At 73.7% G+C, this 17,430-nt stretch carries 14 protein-coding genes and 9 pseudogenes; 15 read left to right on the top strand and 8 right to left on the bottom strand.

What is annotated here, in order from left to right; all coding sequences use genetic code 11:
• Together RBJ77_RS06925 and RBJ77_RS06920 are read left to right on the top strand one after the other, a co-directional pair.
• Positions 1–806: pseudogene (locus RBJ77_RS06925) on the top strand (RtcB family protein); the annotation flags it as partial.
• Between the two features lie 1,213 nt (positions 807–2,019).
• Positions 2,020–2,367 carry a hypothetical protein gene (locus RBJ77_RS06920; protein WP_372344121.1) on the top strand — a complete coding sequence of 116 codons (348 nt, stop codon included), beginning with the start codon at positions 2,020–2,022 and terminating at the stop codon, positions 2,365–2,367.
• Between the two features lie 12 nt (positions 2,368–2,379).
• Here RBJ77_RS06920 and RBJ77_RS06915 read toward each other — a convergent pair whose 3' ends face one another.
• Complete coding sequence (locus RBJ77_RS06915) at positions 2,380–2,991, bottom strand: hypothetical protein (protein WP_372344120.1); 612 nt, start codon at positions 2,989–2,991, stop codon at positions 2,380–2,382.
• Between the two features lie 386 nt (positions 2,992–3,377).
• On the opposite strand from RBJ77_RS06915, the pseudogene RBJ77_RS06910 reads away from it, so the two are divergent.
• Positions 3,378–3,790: pseudogene (locus RBJ77_RS06910) on the top strand (winged helix-turn-helix transcriptional regulator).
• On the opposite strand, the pseudogene RBJ77_RS06905 reads toward RBJ77_RS06910, so the two are convergent.
• Positions 3,783–4,188 (bottom strand): annotated as a pseudogene (locus RBJ77_RS06905) (MarR family winged helix-turn-helix transcriptional regulator). The pseudogenes RBJ77_RS06910 and RBJ77_RS06905 overlap by 8 nt on opposite strands.
• Before the next feature lie 655 nt (positions 4,189–4,843).
• Here RBJ77_RS06905 and RBJ77_RS06900 point away from each other — a divergent pair.
• The 3 genes and pseudogenes from RBJ77_RS06900 (at position 4,844) to RBJ77_RS06890 (ending at position 6,460) form a co-directional block, all read left to right on the top strand.
• Positions 4,844–5,170, top strand: a pseudogene (locus RBJ77_RS06900) (YnfA family protein).
• A 73-nt stretch (positions 5,171–5,243) separates the two neighbouring features.
• Positions 5,244–5,977, top strand: a pseudogene (locus RBJ77_RS06895) (SDR family NAD(P)-dependent oxidoreductase).
• A 186-nt stretch (positions 5,978–6,163) separates the two neighbouring features.
• Entirely contained in the window at positions 6,164–6,460 is a 297-nt protein-coding gene (locus tag RBJ77_RS06890; RefSeq protein ID WP_372344119.1) for a hypothetical protein, read from the top strand.
• A 99-nt stretch (positions 6,461–6,559) separates the two neighbouring features.
• Here RBJ77_RS06890 and RBJ77_RS06885 read toward each other — a convergent pair.
• A pseudogene (locus RBJ77_RS06885) lies at positions 6,560–7,383 on the bottom strand (helix-turn-helix domain-containing protein).
• Between the two features lie 291 nt (positions 7,384–7,674).
• On the opposite strand from RBJ77_RS06885, the gene RBJ77_RS06880 reads away from it, so the two are divergent.
• Positions 7,675–7,932: a hypothetical protein gene (locus RBJ77_RS06880; protein WP_372344118.1), complete on the top strand. Its 258-nt coding sequence runs from the start codon at positions 7,675–7,677 to the stop codon at positions 7,930–7,932.
• 159 nt (positions 7,933–8,091) lie between these two features.
• On the opposite strand, the gene RBJ77_RS06875 is transcribed toward RBJ77_RS06880, so the two are convergent.
• On the bottom strand, positions 8,092–8,310 hold the full coding sequence (locus RBJ77_RS06875; RefSeq protein WP_372344117.1) for a hypothetical protein: 219 nt from the start codon (positions 8,308–8,310) through the stop codon (positions 8,092–8,094).
• A 117-nt stretch (positions 8,311–8,427) separates the two neighbouring features.
• Here RBJ77_RS06875 and RBJ77_RS06870 point away from each other — a divergent pair, with 117 nt between their 5' ends.
• Entirely contained in the window at positions 8,428–8,568 is a 141-nt protein-coding gene (locus tag RBJ77_RS06870) for a hypothetical protein (protein ID WP_372344125.1), read from the top strand.
• On the opposite strand, the pseudogene RBJ77_RS06865 reads toward RBJ77_RS06870, so the two are convergent.
• A pseudogene (locus RBJ77_RS06865) lies at positions 8,551–9,347 on the bottom strand (SDR family oxidoreductase). The gene RBJ77_RS06870 and the pseudogene RBJ77_RS06865 sit on opposite strands and share 18 nt — an antisense overlap.
• A gap of 163 nt (positions 9,348–9,510) precedes the next feature.
• Here RBJ77_RS06865 and RBJ77_RS06860 point away from each other — a divergent pair.
• From RBJ77_RS06860 to RBJ77_RS06850, 3 genes and pseudogenes are all read left to right on the top strand, one after another.
• Positions 9,511–9,735, top strand: coding sequence for a hypothetical protein (locus RBJ77_RS06860; RefSeq protein WP_372344124.1), 225 nt, complete (start codon positions 9,511–9,513; stop codon positions 9,733–9,735).
• On the top strand, positions 9,636–10,598 hold the full coding sequence (locus RBJ77_RS06855; protein WP_372344123.1) for a CE1758 family FMN-dependent luciferase-like monooxygenase: 963 nt from the start codon (positions 9,636–9,638) through the stop codon (positions 10,596–10,598). The genes RBJ77_RS06860 and RBJ77_RS06855 overlap by 100 nt, the downstream gene beginning before the upstream one ends.
• Positions 10,595–11,279, top strand: a pseudogene (locus tag RBJ77_RS06850) (CE1759 family FMN reductase). Before RBJ77_RS06855 ends, RBJ77_RS06850 begins: the two are co-directional and overlap by 4 nt.
• Before the next feature lie 327 nt (positions 11,280–11,606).
• Here RBJ77_RS06850 and RBJ77_RS06845 read toward each other — a convergent pair.
• Both RBJ77_RS06845 and RBJ77_RS06840 read right to left on the bottom strand, forming a co-directional pair.
• Positions 11,607–12,419: a hypothetical protein gene (locus tag RBJ77_RS06845; RefSeq protein ID WP_372344116.1), complete on the bottom strand. Its 813-nt coding sequence runs from the start codon at positions 12,417–12,419 to the stop codon at positions 11,607–11,609.
• Complete coding sequence (locus tag RBJ77_RS06840) at positions 12,341–12,661, bottom strand: hypothetical protein (protein WP_372344115.1); 321 nt, start codon at positions 12,659–12,661, stop codon at positions 12,341–12,343. Before RBJ77_RS06840 ends, RBJ77_RS06845 begins: the two co-directional genes overlap by 79 nt.
• A 149-nt stretch (positions 12,662–12,810) precedes the next feature.
• On the opposite strand from RBJ77_RS06840, the gene RBJ77_RS06835 reads away from it, so the two are divergent.
• A complete protein-coding gene (locus tag RBJ77_RS06835; RefSeq protein ID WP_372344114.1) occupies positions 12,811–12,948 on the top strand; it encodes a hypothetical protein in 138 nt (45 codons plus the stop codon).
• Positions 12,949–13,606: 658 nt separating this feature from the next.
• Here the strand turns inward: RBJ77_RS06835 and RBJ77_RS06830 are convergent.
• Positions 13,607–14,482: a hypothetical protein gene (locus RBJ77_RS06830; RefSeq protein WP_372344113.1), complete on the bottom strand. Its 876-nt coding sequence runs from the start codon at positions 14,480–14,482 to the stop codon at positions 13,607–13,609.
• Positions 14,483–14,688: 206 nt separating this feature from the next.
• Between RBJ77_RS06830 and RBJ77_RS06825 the strand changes: the two are divergent.
• From RBJ77_RS06825 to RBJ77_RS06815, 3 genes and pseudogenes are all read left to right on the top strand, one after another.
• A pseudogene (locus RBJ77_RS06825) lies at positions 14,689–15,399 on the top strand (response regulator transcription factor).
• Between the two features lie 479 nt (positions 15,400–15,878).
• A complete protein-coding gene (locus tag RBJ77_RS06820) occupies positions 15,879–16,868 on the top strand; it encodes a HAMP domain-containing protein (protein WP_372344122.1) in 990 nt (329 codons plus the stop codon).
• 221 nt (positions 16,869–17,089) lie between these two features.
• Positions 17,090–17,395 (top strand): LLM class flavin-dependent oxidoreductase, encoded by a 306-nt coding sequence (locus RBJ77_RS06815; RefSeq protein ID WP_372344112.1) that lies wholly within the window; start codon positions 17,090–17,092, stop codon positions 17,393–17,395.
• Positions 17,396–17,430 lie beyond the last annotated feature (35 nt).

The following is a 17,430-nucleotide window of genomic DNA, read 5'->3' as shown; positions in this document are numbered from 1 at the left end:
TTCGGGACGGCCGAGTGGGACGGGTTCTGGGGACGGTTCGACGGGGGTGGCCGATTCGGTCAAGTTCCGGAGGGCCGAGCCATGAAGCAGATGAACCCTTGGCTCGGGGAATCATTTTTTGTGGTGTCTGTGGATACGTCCGATTCGGTGTGGCTCATGCGTGCACTCCGGCTCAGCGCAACATCGGCGCAGCGAACCCGCCGACCACCACGACGGCGTCGCCCGCGAAGCCCCGCACAACCAGAACCTGGTCGACCGCGACCTGGCTGTCTTCATCGCGACACCCCCTGCAGATGGCGGCGTACCGCAACGACCTGTTCTGGGCGCAGGAGTACGCCGTACAACCGCACGATCATGATGGCGCTCTTTGAAGGACGTGATCCGCAAGGGAGTTCAAGAAGGCGAAGCCGGCTGCGAGCAGGAGATCAGCGCGCACCACAACTACGTCGAGGAGCGCCACGACGGCGTGGACCTGCTGGTCACCCGTGAGGGCGCGATCCGGCGGGCTCCGGTGAGTACGGATCATCCCGTTCCATGGGGACGGGCTCGTACATCGAAGGGTCCCGGCAACGCTGCGTCCTTCAACCCGTCGCACGGCGCGCCGGAAGATGAGCCGGAACGCCGCGAAGAAGCGGTTCTCGACGCGGGACCTGGAGGAGCAGACGCGGGGCGTGGAGTGCCGTAGGGACTCCGGCGTCGTGGACGATCCCCGGTGCGTACAAGCCGATCGAGCAGGTCATCGACCAGCAGCGCGACCTCGTGGAGGTCGGCTGAAGCTGAAGCAGGTGGTCTGCGTGAAGGGCTGAGGCCCCGCGCGGAGCGCCGGACGTGAGCCGGGAGAGCCGGAAGCGCTTGACAGCTTCCGGCTCGTCGAGTATCTGCGTCACGCAGCTTCTGCGCGACGCCGATGGAGGTCACAGCGCCGGCGTCGCGGCTGCATTCCGCTCCGCACCTTTGGGGTCTCACCCATGACTTCACACGTCCCGGCCGCCGGTGGCCGAGAGTGCTGCTCGGGGGCGGGCCGATGGGCCGTGCTGGCCGTCGTGCCGCCGCCGATGTGCTGACCTCGTCGACGCCACCGTCTAACTGTCGCCGCCCCGACCATCGCGCGAGACCTCGGCGGCGGTGCCGGCCTCGTGCAGGCTCGGGGCCCGTACGCGCTCGCGCTCGGGGTGCTGCTCGTGCCGCGGGCGGCTCGGGGACAAGTTCGGGCGGCGCAGGCTGTCCCTGCCGGGCTCGGCGGGTTCACCGTCGCGCCGTCGCCTGCGGGCTCGCCGGCGGTCCTCATCCGCTCGTCGCCGCACGGCTGGTGCAGGGGGCGTCGAGCCCCTCGTCATCCCGCAGGGGTCGGGATCCTCGGTGCCACCCGGGCCGCGCGAGCAGATCGGGAAGGCGTTCAGCCCGTTCGGGCCCGTGATGGGGCTGTCCGCCGTCGGCGGCCCGTGCTCGCCGGGTTCCTGATCGACGCCGATCTCGGCGGGCTCGGCTGGCGCGCCGTGTTCCTGATCAACATCGTGCTCGGCTGGTGCCTCCGCCGCCGTCCGCCTGCTGCCCGAGGACCGCGGCGAGAAGGACACCGTCGTCGACGCGGTCGGGTCCGTGTTACCTGGCGCCGCCCTGCTCGGGATGCTGGGCGGGTTCATCGAAGGGGGCCGGGAGCGGCTGGTCCGCGCGGCCGTGCCGCTGCTGGTGGCGGGGGCCGTGTTCTTTCGCCGCCTTCTGCCGGCGCCAGACCGTCGCCCCGCATCTGCTCATCCGGCCCTCGCTGCTGCGGGCCGCGGATTCACGTCCGCTGCTCGGCGTCGTGTTCTTCGCCGCCGTCGCCGGGCTGCTGTACGTCGTCGCTGTTCCTCCAGTCGGGGCTCGCAGGTCACCTGCCGGGGCCGCCGTCGCCCCGATGCCGCCGTCCGTGGGGATCGTCGTCGCGTCGATCGCCCGCTACCGGCTCATCGGCCGGTTCGGGCGGCGGCCGGTGCTCGGCGGGCTCGTGATCACCTTCGCCGGGACCGTCGCGCTGTCGTGCTCGTCGCCCGCTTCGGCACGGACGTGCCCGGCTGGGCGTTCGCTGCGCTGTTCGTCGTCGGTACTGGGGGATGGGGGGCCTGCTTCGGGTCCACGTACGACGTCACCATCGGCGACATCGCGCCCGCCGAGGCGGCAGCGCGGCCGGTGCGCTGGGCGCGGCAGCAGGTGTCCAACGGCATCGGCGCCGCCCTCGTCACCACCGTGTACCTCCAGGTCGCCGACGGCAGCGGCGCGGCCCACGCCACCGTCGTGAGCCTCGCCGTCGTCGCCTGTGTCGCGCTGGTCTGCCGCGGTGTCGTACCGCTGCTGCACGCGCAACGCCCCGAGGATCACGGACATTAGAGGGATCCGGGGTCAGGGATCAGGACCAGGCGGCCTCGACCCCGCCCTCCGCCAGCCGTGCGTGCGCCTCACCGCGTCGGCGAGGGCGTACGTCTCCGCGACCCGCGTGGTCAGTACGCTCGTCGGCGAGCCGGACCAGTTCGGCGAGGCGGGCGCCGTCCGGTGCGACCCCTCCACCGCCGGCGTGCGCACGCCGCGCTCGCCGCGGCGCCGGGGATGACGCCCGCGTAGGCGCCGCCGTCCCGACCCAGGCCAGCGCCCGGCGCCCAGTGCACGGCGGTGTCGAGGACGGCGTCGGCCGGGGCGGGGGCCGTGCCGCGGGACGACGGGTGGCGCCGAGGCCGTGGAGCAGTTCGTCGGCCGCGCTGCGTACGCGGTGACCTCGATGCCCCGGTGGGCGGCGAGCTGCAACCGCGTAGCCGCCGACGGCGCCCGCCGCGCCGGTGACCAGCAGCGACTGGCTCCGCCCCGTACGTCGAGCAGGTCGAGCGCCTGGGCGGCCGTGAGGGCGTTGAGGAGGGTCGCGGCGCGCGTGGCGTCCAGGGTGGTGGCCTGGCGGCGCGGACGCGTCGACGACGACTGCTCGGCGTGGGTGCCGAGGGGGTTGGCGAGGCCGTAGCGCACGACCACCGCCCGCCGGGCTGCCAGCCCGCGGCGACGTCAGTGGCCCGACGGTCCCGGCCACGTCCCTGTGCCGAGCCCGCGCCGGTGCCGGCCGCCGCCCGCTCGGAGCCCGCGCCCCGACGGGGTTGAGGGGTGGCAGCCGCGACCTTGATGCGGATCTGGCCGGCGTTTCGGCCTGCGCGCTCGACGTCCGCGATCCCGACCGCTTCCGACCGCCGAACGTCGTGACGACTGCTGCGCGCATGAGAGCAACTCCTTGATGGGTGGGCGATTGAGAGGTTTTGTGTGGCTTTCCGCCACGTCCGCAAACCGTACGGAGTGCTACTCTTCGGTAAGTACACGAAGTGCGTACGTCACCGCGAAGTGCGCAGGGGGTTCACGGAGCCATGGCGACGATGACGGCGGCGCAGCGCCGCGAGCAGGAGCGGTTCGCGTACGACGCGTTCCTGCGCGAGTGCTCGACGAACCGAGCTGCTGGCGCGGCTGAGCGACAAGTGGGTGAGCCTGGTCGTGTCGGCCCTCGACGGCAGCGACGGGCCGATGCGCTACTCGGACCTGGGCCGGAAGATCGCGGGCGTCAGCCAGAAGATGCTGACGCAGACGCTGCGGGCGCTGGAGCGGGACGGGATCGTGGCGCGCACGGTGACCCCGTCGGTGCCGGTCCGGGTCGACTACGAACCGACCGCGCCCGGCCGGAGCCTGAGCGGTCTGCTGGTCGCCGTGAAGGACCGGGGCGGAGGCGCACATGGACGAGGTGTCCGTGGCGCGGGAGTCGTACGACGCGGCCGGCGTCAGCTGAGGTCGCCGGAGCGCAGCCGGTCCACCTGGTCCGCGCTGAACGCGACGGTGCGCTTCATGTGCCCGATGATCAGGGCGAGCTCGGTCACGAGGTCGTCGAAGAGGACCGACCAGTTGCTGCCGAGCCGTCCCACATGCGGCCGAACTCGGCGACCTCTCGGGCACGGTCACGACGAGGACGCGCCTGCGGTCGGCCGTGTCCGCTCGCGCACGACGTAGCCCGCCTTCTCCAGACGGTCGACGAGGCGGGTCGCCGAACCGGTGGTCAGGCCGGTGAGTTCGGCGATGCGGCCCGTGGTGACGGGGCCTTCTCCAGGGTGAGGAGGTTGAGGCACTGGAGGTCGGTGCAGGCCGATGTGGTCGGCGACGGCCTGGTTGAACAGGGCGTAGGGAGGCCATGTAGCGCCGGGACTCGGTGTTCAGCTCGGCGAGCAGGTCGTCCGGCGGGCGGGGGTGGCTTGGGCACGGGCCCCAACGTAGCGGGCTCAGAAGGTACGTGTCGCCGCGTCCAGGACCAGGACCTGGCGCCGGTCGTGTCTTCCGGGTCAGGTCGCGGGGCCGCCGCCCCACGCGGTGGCGAGCCGGAGCGTGACCTCGGTGGTGGCGGCCGCGAGCCGGATGCCGAGGGTGAGCGGGTCGCCGACGGACGCGGCCGGCAGGGCGCCGGTGCGACAGGTGACGGTGCGCGGTCCGGTGCGCAGGCAGGCGTCGGGCAGCGTCTGGGCGTCGGCGAGCGGCGCCGACGCGGTGAGCCGGACGGTGGCGTCGGGGACGTCGGTGGGGGCCGTGGTTCTGCGGGGTGTAGGTGACGGTGACGCGGGCGCCGGACATGGTGACGCTGCCGTGGTAGGCGAGGTCGGCCTCGGCGGCGGTGCCGTCGGCCGGGGGAGACCAGGGCGAGGGCGAGCGCCGCGGGGACGAGGGCGGGGTGCATGGTGACCTCCGTGCGGAAGGGCGATCGTGCTCGGCGGGGGCAGGGCGGCAGGGCGGGGTCCGGCGGCGGATCTATCCCACGCCGCGCGGGTCCCGACACGTGCGTGACACCCTGTGGCGCATGATCGTCGCCCGTTCCGTGCTGCTGTTCGCGCTCGCCGCCCTCTGTTCGAGATCGGCGGCGCCGTGGCTGGTGGCAGCGCGGGAGCACCGCGGCTGGGTGTGGATCGGGGCGGGGGTGATCGCGCTCGGCCTGTAGCCGGGTTCGTGGCGACGCTCCAGCCGGACGCCGAGTTCGGCCGGATCCTGCGGCGTACGGCGGCGTAGTTCGTGGCGGGCTCGATCGCGTGGGGCGTGGTCGCGGACGGCTACCGGCGACGCGCTGGGGACGTCGGGCGCCCTGATCTGCCCGGCCGGCATCGGTGATCATAGCGCGCCCCGCGACTGAGGCGGCGTCCTATCCTGGGGACAGTCGTCCACTCGTACGAGGAGCAGCCCATGGCCCCGCAGCCGCATCCTGCATCGCCGTCGTCACGGGTGCCAGCAGCGGCACGGCGCCGCGACCGCGCGACAGCCGGCCGCGGCCGGGTACCGGTGGTGCTCACGGCCCGCCGCAGGGACCGGATCGAGGCGCTCGCCGAGGAGATCAACGCGGCGGGGCACCAGGCCGCCGCGTACGCCCTGGACGTCACGGACCGCGCCGCGGTCGACGAGTTCGCCACCGCCTTCAAGACGATCGGCGTGCTGGTGAACAACGCGGGCGGCGCGCTCGGCGCGTGGGCCTCCGGCGACCCGGAGCAGTGGCGGCAGATGTACGAGACGAACGTCATCGGCACGCTGAACGTACGCAGGCGCTGCTGCCGGCGCTGACCGCCTCCGGCGACGGCACGGTCGTGGTGCTGTCGTCGACGGCCGGGTTCGCGACGTACGAGGGCGGCGGCGGGTACGTGGCCGCGAAGCACGCCGAGCACGTCCTCGCGGAGACGCTGCGGCTGGAGACGTCGGCACGCCGGTGCGGTCATCGAGGTGGCGCCCGGCATGGTGAAGACGGACGAGCGCGCGCTGACCCGGTTCGGCGGGGGACGAGGAGAAGGCCGCGAAGGTGTACGCGGGCGTGGCCGAGCCGCTGACCGCGGACGACGTCGCGGACACGATCAGCTGGGCGGTGACCCGTCCGCCGCACGTGAACATCGACCTGCTGGTGGTCCGCCCGCGCGCCCAGGCGTCGAACACGAAGGTCCACCGTGAGCAGTGACGACGCTCCGGATCCGCTGGACGTCCTGCAGCAGGAGTACGACGCGCGCCGGCTCGCCCAGGAGAAGAAGGGCGAGCGGTACACGTGGTGGTACCTGGGCTACTTCCCTCTTCGGCACCAATATCGTGGCGTTCGTGATGATCTACGCGATCAAGCACGCCGGGTAGCGCCCCTTACAGTCGTGGCATGAAGATCGTCGACCTTGAGCCGGGGGACGAGCGTCTCGTCTCCGAAGTGCTGCCGGTGCTGCGGGAGCTGCGCCCGCACCTGACCGATGACCTGTTCCGCGAGGTGTACGCGGAGGGGTACGGGCAGGGGCTGCGGTTCAGCGCCGCGTACGCCGAGGACGGAGTGTGCGTGGGGGTGGCCGGCTGGCGGGTGCTCGTCAACACCAGCCAGGTGCGCAAGCTGTACGTCGACGACCTGGTGACGTCGGGGGCCGCGCGGTCGGGCGGGTGGGCCGGGCGCTGCTCGGGTATCTGAGGAGCGGGCGGTGCGGCTGGGCTGCCGGTGCCTGGACCTGGACTTCGGGCACGCGGCGTACGGACGCGCACCGGTTCTACCTGCGGGAGCGGATGGAGATCAGCCCGTTCCACTTCCGGAAGTCGCTGGAGGGGCCGGGTCAGCCGGACTCGCCCGCGTAGGACGTGGGCGGACGCCGACCGTCGCGGTGAAGTCCCGGACGAGGTGGGCCTGGTCCGCGTAGCCGAGGTCGGCGGCGAGGGCCGCCCAGTCGACGTCGTCCCGGGTGGCGGCCGCCTCCAGCGCCTCGTGGATGCGGTAGCGCAGGATGCACCACTCGGCTGACGCCCACGTACCCGGAGAACAGGCGCTGCAGGGAGCGCGTCGTCAGGTGCTCGGTGTGCGCCAGGTCGGCGACGCGGCGCACCTCGCGGTCGGCACGGATCCGGGCGACGAGGCGGCGGGCCAGCCCGGCCTGCGGGTCGGGGGCCGCGGGCGCAGCGGCAGCAGGTAGGCGTCGAGCGCGGCGATCCGGTCCCGGTCGTCGGCGGGGAGACGACGGCGGTGACGTCGGTCGCCGGGAAGACGTCCTCGTACGGCAGATCCGGCCGGTCCAGCTCGGCGACCGGGACGTCCGGCACGAACGGGCGGAACGCGCCCGGCCAGAACTTCGCCCCGCACACCCGCCCGCGGCCGCCGATCTTGCGCGTACAGACCGGGCGCGTACACCTCGGTGAACTCGCCGTAGGTCTCGCTCTCCCCGCTGTCCGCGGAGTCCCACTGGAACGTGAGGTTCACGGGAGGTGCGGGACGATGTGCAGGCGTACGGCGCGGGCAGGTCCCAGTCGATGAACCAGTAGTTCTCGACGTACGGGCGCAGGGCGCCTCGGCGGTGCGTGCCGGCGCAGCCGCACGCGGGTGAGCAGCGCGGACGGGTCGACGATCCCGCGGGTGTCGCGGCGGGGTGCGGACGGGGCCGGGTCCGTGAGCGGATCGTACGGCCGGGCACTGACAGCGTCGCGTTTGTTCAAGAGCCGCGGGGCCCGCGGCCGTAGCGTCGGGACATGGACACTCAGGCGAACGGACAGGCGCAGGTGGACGGCGTCGGAGAGTTGATGGCCGTGGCGGCGGAACACGCCGTGCCGGTCGTCGCCGGGATCGGCGACCAGGCTCCCTGACCGGGCCGACCCCGTGCGCGGACTACGACGCGAAGTCCCTGGTCAACCATCTTCCACGTGATCGTGGAGTTCCAGAAACCGGCGGCGAAGAAGGACTCCGACTTCAGCTCGACGCCGGACCGGGTGGGCGAGGGCGGACTGGCGCGAGCGGTTCGCGCGCGAGGCGGACGCGCTGGTCGCCGCGTGGTCGGCGCCGGGGGCCGAGGAGGGGAGAGCGGCGCGATGAAGATGCCCGCCCGCCTGGTCGGCTCGATGGCGCTGCTCGATCTGACGGTGCACGCGTGGGAACCCTGGCGCGGGCCACGGGCCAGGTAGCGCAGGTGCCGGCGCGGGTCGTGGCGCCGCTGGCGGCCGCGGTGGCGGAAGCCGGGCGCCGACGGCCCGGTCGATGGGGTGTTCGGGCGCGCAGTCGCCGCGGACGCGCCCGGTTTCGAAAGCGGCTGCTCGCGGCGACCGGGCGGGACCCGTACCGGGTCAGCGGTCGGTGAGGGCGCTGCTCATCGTGTAGCGGAGCTTCCTGGCGTGGGGCGCCGATGCGGTCGTAGAAGCGCGCGCGCCCTCGTTCCAGGTGGGCGTTCGCCACTGGATCTCGTCGAGGCCGAGCGCGTGGGCCTCGGCGGCCACGGCGGCCATCAGGAGCGCGCCGGTAGCCCGAGCCGCGGGGCCGCCCTCGCTCAGGAAGAGGCAGTCCATGTGCAGGTACTGCGGCCCCGCCAGGTGGAGAGCTCGGGTGCGCAGCTCGCGTAGCCGACGAGGGGCCCTCGCCGTCGGCCGGCTCGGCGACCAGGAGGGCGCAGCCGGGGCGCGGGCGTGTCGAACAGCAGCGCCGAGCCGCCGCGCGCGTCGGGCGGGCGGCGCGGCCCGCTCGTACGCGGCGTGCTCGGCGGCCAGCTCCGCGACGCGGGGGCAGGTCGGCGGGCGGGCGGCGCACGGTCACCGGTGGCCTCCTAGGGCGACTCCGCCGTTGCTCTTTCAGCAACTGGCCGTTGATCCACCGGCCCTGCGCGGAGCAGAGGAAGTCGACGAGGTCGGCGGTGTCCTGGGGGTGCCGAGGCGGCCCGCGCGGGGTGGCCTTCGTGAGGTCGTCGCGGAGGCCGTCGGGCATCCAGCCGGTGTCGATCGGGCCGGGGTTGATGACGTTGGCGGTCACCCCGAGGTGGGGCGAGTTCGCGAGCGGCGGCCTGCGATGCGGTCCAGGGCGCCCTTGCTGGCGCCGTAGGGCAGGTTGCCGACGGTGTGGTCGCTGGTGAGGGCGATGACGCGGCCGGTGCCCGGCGCGGCGGTGCAGCGGCGGCCGTACTCGCGGATCAGCAGCCAGGTGGCGCGGGCGTTGACCGCGAAGTGCCGGTCGAAGCTCTCGACTCGTGTCGAGCGGGCCCGAGTCGACGGATTCGGCGTGGCACATCACCAGCGCCGTGACCGGGCGGCCGAGGCGGGCCTCGGTCTCGTCGAAGATGCGGGCGGGCGCCCCGGGGTCGGTGAGGTCGGCCTCGACGGCGGCGGTGGCCGCGCCGTGTGCGGTGAGGGGAGTCGGTGATCGCGTCGGTGGCGCCCCTCTCGACGCCCCAGGTCATGCGGTCGTCGTAGGGCGTCCAGTAGGTGAAGGCGATGTCCCAGCCGGAGGTGGCGAGGCGGCGGGCGATACCGGCGCCGATGCCGATGGTGCGGCCCACGCCGGTGACCAGGGCGACGGGGCGGGCGGTGGCTGCGGGTTCCGGTGTCGTCGTCATCGGGGTGATCGTCGCGGGCCCGAGCGGCGCGGCAAGGGCTTTTCGGGAGAGGGGCGGGCGAGGGCCTGGGAGGAGACGCAGAAGGGGGTGGGGAATAGGTCGCGGGCGGGCACGGTTCTGTGGGTATAGTTGAACAGTCAACAACCTGCGGAAGGTGAGCAGCATGCAGTTCGGGATCTTCACCGTCGGAGATGTGACCGTCGACCCGACGACCGGACGCGCGCCGAGCGAGCACGAGCGCATCAAGGCGATGCTCGCCATCGCGCAGAAGGCCGAGGAGAGGTCGGTCTGGACGTCTTCGCGACCGGTGAGCACCACAACCCGCCGTTCGTGCCGTCGTCGCCGACCACGATGCTCGGCTACATCGCGGCGCGCACCGAGCGTCTGATCCTGTCCACGTCGACGACGCTGATCACGACGAACGACCCGGTGAAGATCGCCGAGGACTTCGCGATGCTGCAGCACGTGGCGGACGGCCGGGTGGACGTGATGATGGGCCGCGGCAACACCGGCCCGGTCTATCCGTGGTTCGGCAAGGACATCCGGGACGGCATCGATCTGGCGATCGAGAACTATGCGCTGCTGCGCCGGCTGTGGGACGAGGACACGGTCACCTGGAAGGGCAAGTTCCGCACGCCGCTGCGGTCGTTCACCTCGACCCCGCGCCCGCTGGACGGCGTCGCGCCGTTCGTCTGGCACGGCTCGATCCGCTCGCCGGAGATCGCCGAGCAGGCCGCCTACTACGGCGACGGCTTCTTCCACAACAACATCTTCTGGCCGGCCTCCCACACCCGGCAGATGGTGAGCCTCTACCGCCGGCGCTACGCCCACTACGGCCACGGCACCCCCGAGCAGGCCATCGTCGGCCTGGGCGGGCAGGCGTTCATGCGCAAGAACTCCCAGGACGCGGTGCGCGAGTTCCGCCCCTACTTCGACAACGCCCCGGTCTACGGGCACGGCCCCTCCCTGGAGGAGTTCACCCGCGAGACCCCGCTGACGGTGGGCTCCCCGCAGCAGGTGATCGAGCGGACCCTGGCCTTCCGCGACGTGGTCGGCGACTACCAGCGCCAGCTGTTCCTGATGGACCACGCCGGCCTGCCCTCAAGACCGCGTCCTGGAACAGCTCGACCTGCTCGGCGAGGAAGTCGTCCCGGTCCTGCGCAAGAATTCGCCAACCAGCGCCCCACGAACGTGCCGGACGCGCCCACCCACACCGCCCGCGTCGCCGCCAAGGAAGTGACCCAGGCGTGAAGCTCGTCGTCGTCTCGGCCGGCCTGAGCTCGCCCTCCTCCACCCGCCTGCTCGCCGACCGGCTCACCGCGGCCACCACCGCCCGCCTGGGCACCGAGGCCGGGGTGGAGGCGGAGGTGATCGAGCTGCGGACCTGGCCACCGAGGTCGCCCAGCACTTCGTCACCGGATTCCCGCCCGCCCGCCTGGCCGCCGCGCTCGACGCGGTGGCGCCGCGGACGGCCTGATCGTGCCGTCTCCCGGTGTTCGCCGCCTCCTACAGCGGCCTGTTCAAATCCTTCTTCGACGTCATCGACAAGGACGCACTGACCGGCAAACCCGTCCTGGTCGCCGCGACCGGCGGCACCGCCGCCACCCCCTGGTCACCGAACACGCCCTGCGCCCCTGTTCACCTACCTGCGCGCCTGGTCCTGCCCACCGCCGTCTACGCCGCCTCCGAGGACTGGGGCGAAGACGGCCTGGCCACCCGCATCGAACGGGCCGGCGGGAACTCGCCCGCCACATGACCCCCACCACCGCCACCACCGCCCGGCGCCGCCGGCCCGGCGTCGACACCACCGCCGCCATCGCCCCCGCTCCCTGGCGGCGCCATCACACTGCTCGTCGACCCCGACACCTGCCTTCGGCACCAAACCTGGGTGCCGTTCGGCAGCGGCTGCGGCGGCGTTGCGAAGCCGAGTGACCTGGGCACACCTACCATCAGACCGGTACGGAATTCACGAACCGGTCCCGATCAGGGAGACTCACGCAGCAGATGTGAGCAGGAGGGTGCCATGCGCGCGCCCTGACCGGGCGGCGAGGCGTCGGACGAGGACTACGACGCCTGGCAGGGAGACCATCTACCTCCTGCGCTCCCGGCCAATGCGCGCCGCCTCGCGCGCCGCTCGCGCGACCGATGAGCGCCGCAGCGCGGTGCCAAGGCGGTGAGCGAACTGCGAACGACGACGAAAGAGGTGAAGATCCCTTCGCGCCCGGTACCGCTACACCGGTGACCGGCCCACCGCCCGGTTCAGGGACCCAGCGGCCGCAGCCGGTACGGGACCGCCTTCCACGCCGTCCAGCCGGACGTGTGCGGGAGTTCGTACGTCCAGTCGCGGGCGTGAGCCGGCGGGCGGTGGCCCGGTTCGCGAGGAAGTGCCGTGGGATCGCGGGCGGCCTGGCGGAGGAGTGGCGGCGCGCGGGTCGTGGACGTGTTGTTGCCCTTTGGCCTGGGGCCGAGGCGCAGCCTCGCCGCGTAGGCGATGGGCAGGGCGCGCGGGCCGGTCACCAGGCAGGGCGGGGTCACGCCCATCGTGCGCAGGCCCGCGCGGCGGCGTATCGCCGGGGCGTCGGTCGCCCGCTGGTCGCGAGGCGACCTGGCGGTGCAGCACCGCGTACTGGAGTGCGGCATTGGAGCTGCGGCGACGGTGACCGCGGCGACCGCCAGCGCCTGGGGTTGTCGCAGCCGTGGCGCGTGCCGCACGCGCCGCCGGGAGCGGACAGCGGCGCGTACGTCGGCAGCAGGGAACCGGAGGCGCCGAGTAGCCGATGAGCAGCAGGTACGGGACGCCCAGCGCCGCCGCGCACGCCAGCGGGACGAGGCCGGGGCAGCCCGGCGGTCGCGGACCGCGACGTATCCGGCCGCCGCCGCGAGCAGCGGCAGCGCGAGGCCACCACAGGGCAGGTCCGGCTGGAACGGGGCGCCCGCCGTGCAGAGACGGCACAGCAGCGGGCCGTTCACGGCGCGCCAGGCCGTGCCCAGGTTCAGGTGCAGGCCCATGTCGCCCCCGGTGGCGCTCGACACGCGCAGCCGTTCGGTGACGCCGCCCCAGCGGACGTGCACGCCTCCACGACCCACTGGGCGAGCCCGGCGGCCAGGCCCGCCGCGAGGTACGGCAGGGTGCGCCGCCGGTCCCGTACGGCCAGGGCGTACACGGCGAGCGGCAGCACCAGCCACACCGCGTCCGGCGCCCGGAACGGCGCCACCACTGCGACGCACAGGGCGAGCTGCCACCGGCCGCCGCGCAGGAACCAGCCCACGGCGCCGACCGCGCCCAGCGCCACCCACAGGTTGGGCATCGCCATCGGACCGGACAGGACCGTGATCCACAGGCTCGCGAAGAGCAGCGCGGCGAGCGCCGTCGTCCGCGTCCCGACCAGCGGCCGCCAGAGGCGGAACGCCCTGTACAGCGCGGCCGACGACAGCGACGGCGAGGCCGATCCGCAGCGCGGTCGTGGAGTCCGTCACCGCGACGAACGGCGCGGTCAGCAGGCTCGTGCCGCGGGAGCGCGGCGCGCTGAAGAAGGCGGCCGGCTCGCGCGGGTCGTACTGCGACACGTACGCGGCCTCGTCCCAGCCGAGGCCGTGCTAGCTCAGGTGACGACGAGGCGTGAGGTTGGGCCGGGCGGTAGAGCGCCGCGACGGTGGCGAGCCCAGCGGTCGCCGGGCGGCACAGTGGCGGGGCCGAAGGCGGCCGCCACCGGCCTGGATCGGTCCACCTCCCGCCCCGTGTCGGCCCGCTGCCACCGGGACCCGGGGGCCGGAGGGTCCTGGTGGGGCCGGGCGGTCCGCAGGAGGCGCCGCGCCGGCGTCAGGAATGCCGGGGCCGTGCGGTGCCGCGGGGAAGGGGTAGAGCGTCGCCGGTCATCGGGTGTCACTGGTCGGCCCGGCCCACGCAGCGCGTGCCGAACGGACCTTTCTGCGTGCCCAGCTGGCTGGCCCGGAGCGCGGAACCGTTGCCACGTCATACGACGGCGTCGCGAGGCGCGGAGTTGGGTGAAAGAAGCGAGCCGTGGTGCGCGACGATCGGCTCCGGGTCGTAGCGGTGCGCCGACGCCAGGGCCGCCGCGGCCACATCGACCTGCGGCCCGGCCCGTCCTCGATCAGGTCGACCATCGCCTCGGCGGCAGGGCGCGCGCGGTCACCGGCCGGTACGAGACGCCCGTCGGCGCCGTCCGTGATGATCTCGGCGGGCGGCGGCGCGTCCGTACTGATCACCGGCACCGCAGCGCATCGCCTCCGCACCAGCGTCATCGAAAGGACTCCGCGTCCGAGGCGCTCACCACGAGCGGGCCCGGCCGGGCTCCGGCTCGATCGGCGACACCGCGCCCATGAGGCCGGGCCCGCCCGGTCAGCCCGGGCCGCTGACCAGATCCCGCAGTCGCTGCTCCTGCGCCCCGCCGCCGTAGATCTGCGGTTTCGCTCTGGTCCGGTTCCTTCACGGAGACCGCGGCGAAGACGCCTCCAGGGAGCAGGTCGTAGCGCTTGCCGCGAGCCGCCCCCGCCGCCGCGATGATCTTCGACGTGCCGTCCGACGGCGGCACCGCCGACGGCGGCGCGATGTTCCGGCACGGCCAGCACGCACCCCCGGCAGCGGCATCCGCGCGGTACACGGCCGCGTCGGCCTCCGTCATCGTGACGACCGCGTCCGAGCGACCGGTAGTGCCGGGGCGAGGACGGTGCGCAGCTTCTTGCCGTGCGCGTCGTGCCGCAGGTGCTCCCCTGGGCGATCCGCAGCGCCCGCCGCAGCCCCCACAGCGCCAGGTAGACGTTGAGTCCCGGCCGGTGCCGACGACGACGTCCGCGTCGCAGCGCTCCGTCAGGTAGGCGCGGGCCCGCTGGTCGTGCAGCGGCGTGTACTGCTCGTGCCGCTTCTCGGCGGCCGGGAAGTCCCGGGCGGGCCTCCGAACGCGGGCTGCCGGTGTCGGGCTGCCGTCCCGCGTGTCCACCAGCGGCACGAGCGCGACGCGCGGGTCGACGGCGAACCAGCTCTCCGGTGCCGCGACATCGACACGACCTCCACCTCGTGGCCGCCGTGCTCGGCGACGCGGCGGCCAGGTTGAGCGAGTGGTGCGCACCGTGCCGCCGATGGCGTACGCGTTGTGCAGCAGGAACACGATCTTCATGCGTTGTGCCTTCCCCCGGCGGGCTCCCCGGTGCGGTCCCGAGACGCCACGGGCGGCGCTCGGTGTCCCTCGATGTACCTGATGTACGGCGCCAGCGCGTGCTGTGGCAGGTAAGCCGCGCGCCGCGCCGGGTGAAGGCGGTAAGAAGCCCTTTGGCGGACGCCCGATCAGGGGATGCGCACAGATGGCGGGGCACACTGGGCAGCGTGCCGACACCCGCTCCCGCCCCGACCGTGCTGCTCGCCGGGGACGACCGCGCCATCCGCAACGCCCTGGCGCGGGGCGCTGACCCTGGAGGGGCTACGTCGTGACGGCCGTCGCCGACGGCGTCGCGGGCGCTCGCGTCGGCGCGCGCGCTCCCGCCCCGACGTCCTCGTCCTCGACGTGATGATGCCGGGCATCGACGGCCTCCAGGTCTGCCGGGTGCTGCGCGCCGAGGGCGACCGCACGCCGATCCTGATGCTCACCGCGCTCGTGGAGACCCCGGACCGGATCGCGGGCCTGGACGCGGGCGCCGACGACTACGTGGTGAAACCGTTCGACGTCGAGAGGTCTTCGCCCGCCTGCGCGCCCTGCTGCGCCGCACCGCACCGGCCGACCGCCCCGAATCCGATGCGCAGGGCGTCACCGCCGCCGACCTGCCCAGCATCGACCCGGCGCCCGCCGGGCCTGGCGCGGCACCCGGGAGCTGGGGCTCACCCGCACCGAGTTCGACCTCCTGGAACTGCTGGCCCGCAACAGCGGCATCGTCCTCGACCACGCCACGATCTACGACCGCATCTGGGGCTACGACTCGGCCCGGGCTCGAAGAACCTGGCGGTCTACGTCGGCTACCTGCGGAGGAAGGTCGACGAGCCGCACGGCGTACCGCTCATCCACACGGTCGGGGCGTCGGCTACGTCCTGAGGGAGGGCTGAGGTGCGCCTTCAGAGGGCGGGCGACCCTCGACCGGCGGCCGCGGGACCGAGACGCACGCCCCGGAGCCTGCGCACCAAGCTCGCCGTGTCGTTCGCGGCGGTGGCCGCAGGGGTCACCGCCCTCGTGGGCTTCCTCTCCTACGACTCGGCGGCCCGGCTGGTCCGCGTCGACCAGCAGGCCGTCTTCGGCGAGGTCGTCCACGACCTGCGCACCCCAGGTCACGCCAGCAGATGCTGTCCCCGGACGACTTCACCTCGGGCGACCCCGACCGACGACGGCTGCGACGGCCTGACTCCGCCCGGCCGGCACCGGCGTGCAGGCGGCCCCGGCGGCCCGGATCGCCGACAAAGGCAGCCGGCTCCCGGCGTCGACGCGGCGGCGGTCGGGACCGCCGGCGCGCAGGCCGCGGAGCGTCCTCGCCGAGTGACGACGACGTGGAGATCGACGGCGACGAGTACCGGATGGCCACCGTGCCGCTCTGGCGACGGGCGCGGCGCGGTGCAGGTCGCGCAGGAGTTCCAGCGACACCGAGGACCTGCTGCGGAGCTGCAGCAGCGGACGCTGCTGTTCGCCGGGGCGGTGGTCGCCGCGGCGGGCCTGTTCGGCTGGTGGCTGGCCCGCCGGATCGCGGCTCGTCCGGCTCGCCGAGACCGCGGAGGACGTCGCCTCGACCGGCCGGCTCGACGTCGCGGTGCCGGTGGAGGGCGGCGACGAGGTCGGCAGCCTGGGCCGGTCCTTCGACCGGATGCTGGGCCGCCTCGCCCGCTCGACGGAGGACCAGCGCCGGCTCGTCCAGGACGCGGGCCACGAACTCCGCACGCCGCTGACCTCGCTGCGCACGAACATCTCCCTGCTGCGCCGGATCGAGGGCTGCCGCCCGCGGCCCGCGAGGAACTCGTCGCCGATCGCCGACGAGTCCCGCGAGACTCACCGACACCTGGTCAGCGAGCTGGTGCACCTGGCGGCGGGCCGGGAGAGCGACGAAGGCGGTCGTCGAGGTCGTCCTCGCCGAGACCGCCGAGGACGTCGCCACGGCGGCCAGGCGCCGCACGGGCCACGCACCGTCACCGTCCGCACCGAGGGCGACACGACGATCGCGGGCCGCCCCGCGCAGCAACCAGCGCGCCCTGTCCAACCCTGGTGGAGAACGCCGCCAAGTTCGACGTCGACGGCCGGCACCCCATCGAGATCGCCGTACGCGGGTGACGAGCGGCGGCGTCCCGCGTGGAGGTCCTCGACCGCGGTCCCGGCATCCGTCGAGGAGGACCTGGACCGCGTCTTCGACCGCTTCTACCGGGCGCCCGCCGCCCGCAGCCTGCCCGGCTCCGGGCCTCGGTCTGTCCGTCGTGCGGAGGAGGTCGCGGCGGCGCGACGACAGGGTGCCGTTCGCGGCGCGGCGGGCCGGCAGAGCGGTGATCAGGTTTCACGGTACGGGGCGCCCGGCGGCCCCGCGCCCGGCGGTGGCTGACGGGAGCCCTGTGCACGACAGGAGCCCTTGGGCTCGGCGGGAGGTCTTGGGCTTGGCGGGAGCCGTCAATCCGGGTGGCCGTCCCACGCCCGGCCGGGCGCGATGCCGTCATGCGCTTCTCGATCGCAAACACCGAACTTCGGTGACTTCGCCGACGCCCACACACCGTCGCCCGCACCGCGGTCGCGGCGAACAGGCGGGCGCTGGGACGGCCTGTTGGTGTGGGACCACGTCGTCCACTGACAAGCAGGTGCAGCGAGGGCAAGCCGTTCGCCGACGCCCGTGGCTGCTGCTCACCGCGGCGGCCCTCGCCGACGTCCCGGCTCCGCGTCGGTCCCCTGGTCGCCGCCGTGCCCCGGTACCGGCCCGAGCAGCTCGCCCGCCAGGTCGCCACGTTGGACGCGCTCAGCGGTGGCCGGGTGGTCTTCGGGAGGGCGGGGCTCGGCGGGCCGCCGACGGCGAGATACGGCAGCCGGCGACGCCGTCAGGCGGACCGTGCACGCCGAACGCCTCGGCGAGGGACTTGAGTTGCTCACCCGCTACTGGGCCGGCGGGACAAGTC

This window comes from Streptomyces sp. KL116D (assembly GCF_030766975.1).
GTDB classification, from domain to species: domain Bacteria; phylum Actinomycetota; class Actinomycetes; order Streptomycetales; family Streptomycetaceae; genus Streptomyces; species Streptomyces longispororuber_A.
Note: the sequence above shows the minus strand (reverse complement) of the source record. Positions and strands in the feature narration are given on the sequence as shown.

Bases quoted from the DNA above. Each gene is read 5' to 3' on its own strand.
- RBJ77_RS06890 (WP_372344119.1), top strand. From the start codon at position 6,164: ATGAAGATCGTCGACCTTGAGCCGGGGGACGAGCGTCTCGTCTCCGAA.
- RBJ77_RS06875 (WP_372344117.1), bottom strand. From the start codon at position 8,310: ATGGACTGCCTCTTCCTGAGCGAGGGCGGCCCCGCGGCTCGGGCTACC.
- RBJ77_RS06860 (WP_372344124.1), top strand. From the start codon at position 9,511: ATGCAGTTCGGGATCTTCACCGTCGGAGATGTGACCGTCGACCCGACG.
- RBJ77_RS06840 (WP_372344115.1), bottom strand. From the start codon at position 12,661: ATGGCGATGCCCAACCTGTGGGTGGCGCTGGGCGCGGTCGGCGCCGTG.
- RBJ77_RS06830 (WP_372344113.1), bottom strand. From the start codon at position 14,482: ATGAAGATCGTGTTCCTGCTGCACAACGCGTACGCCATCGGCGGCACG.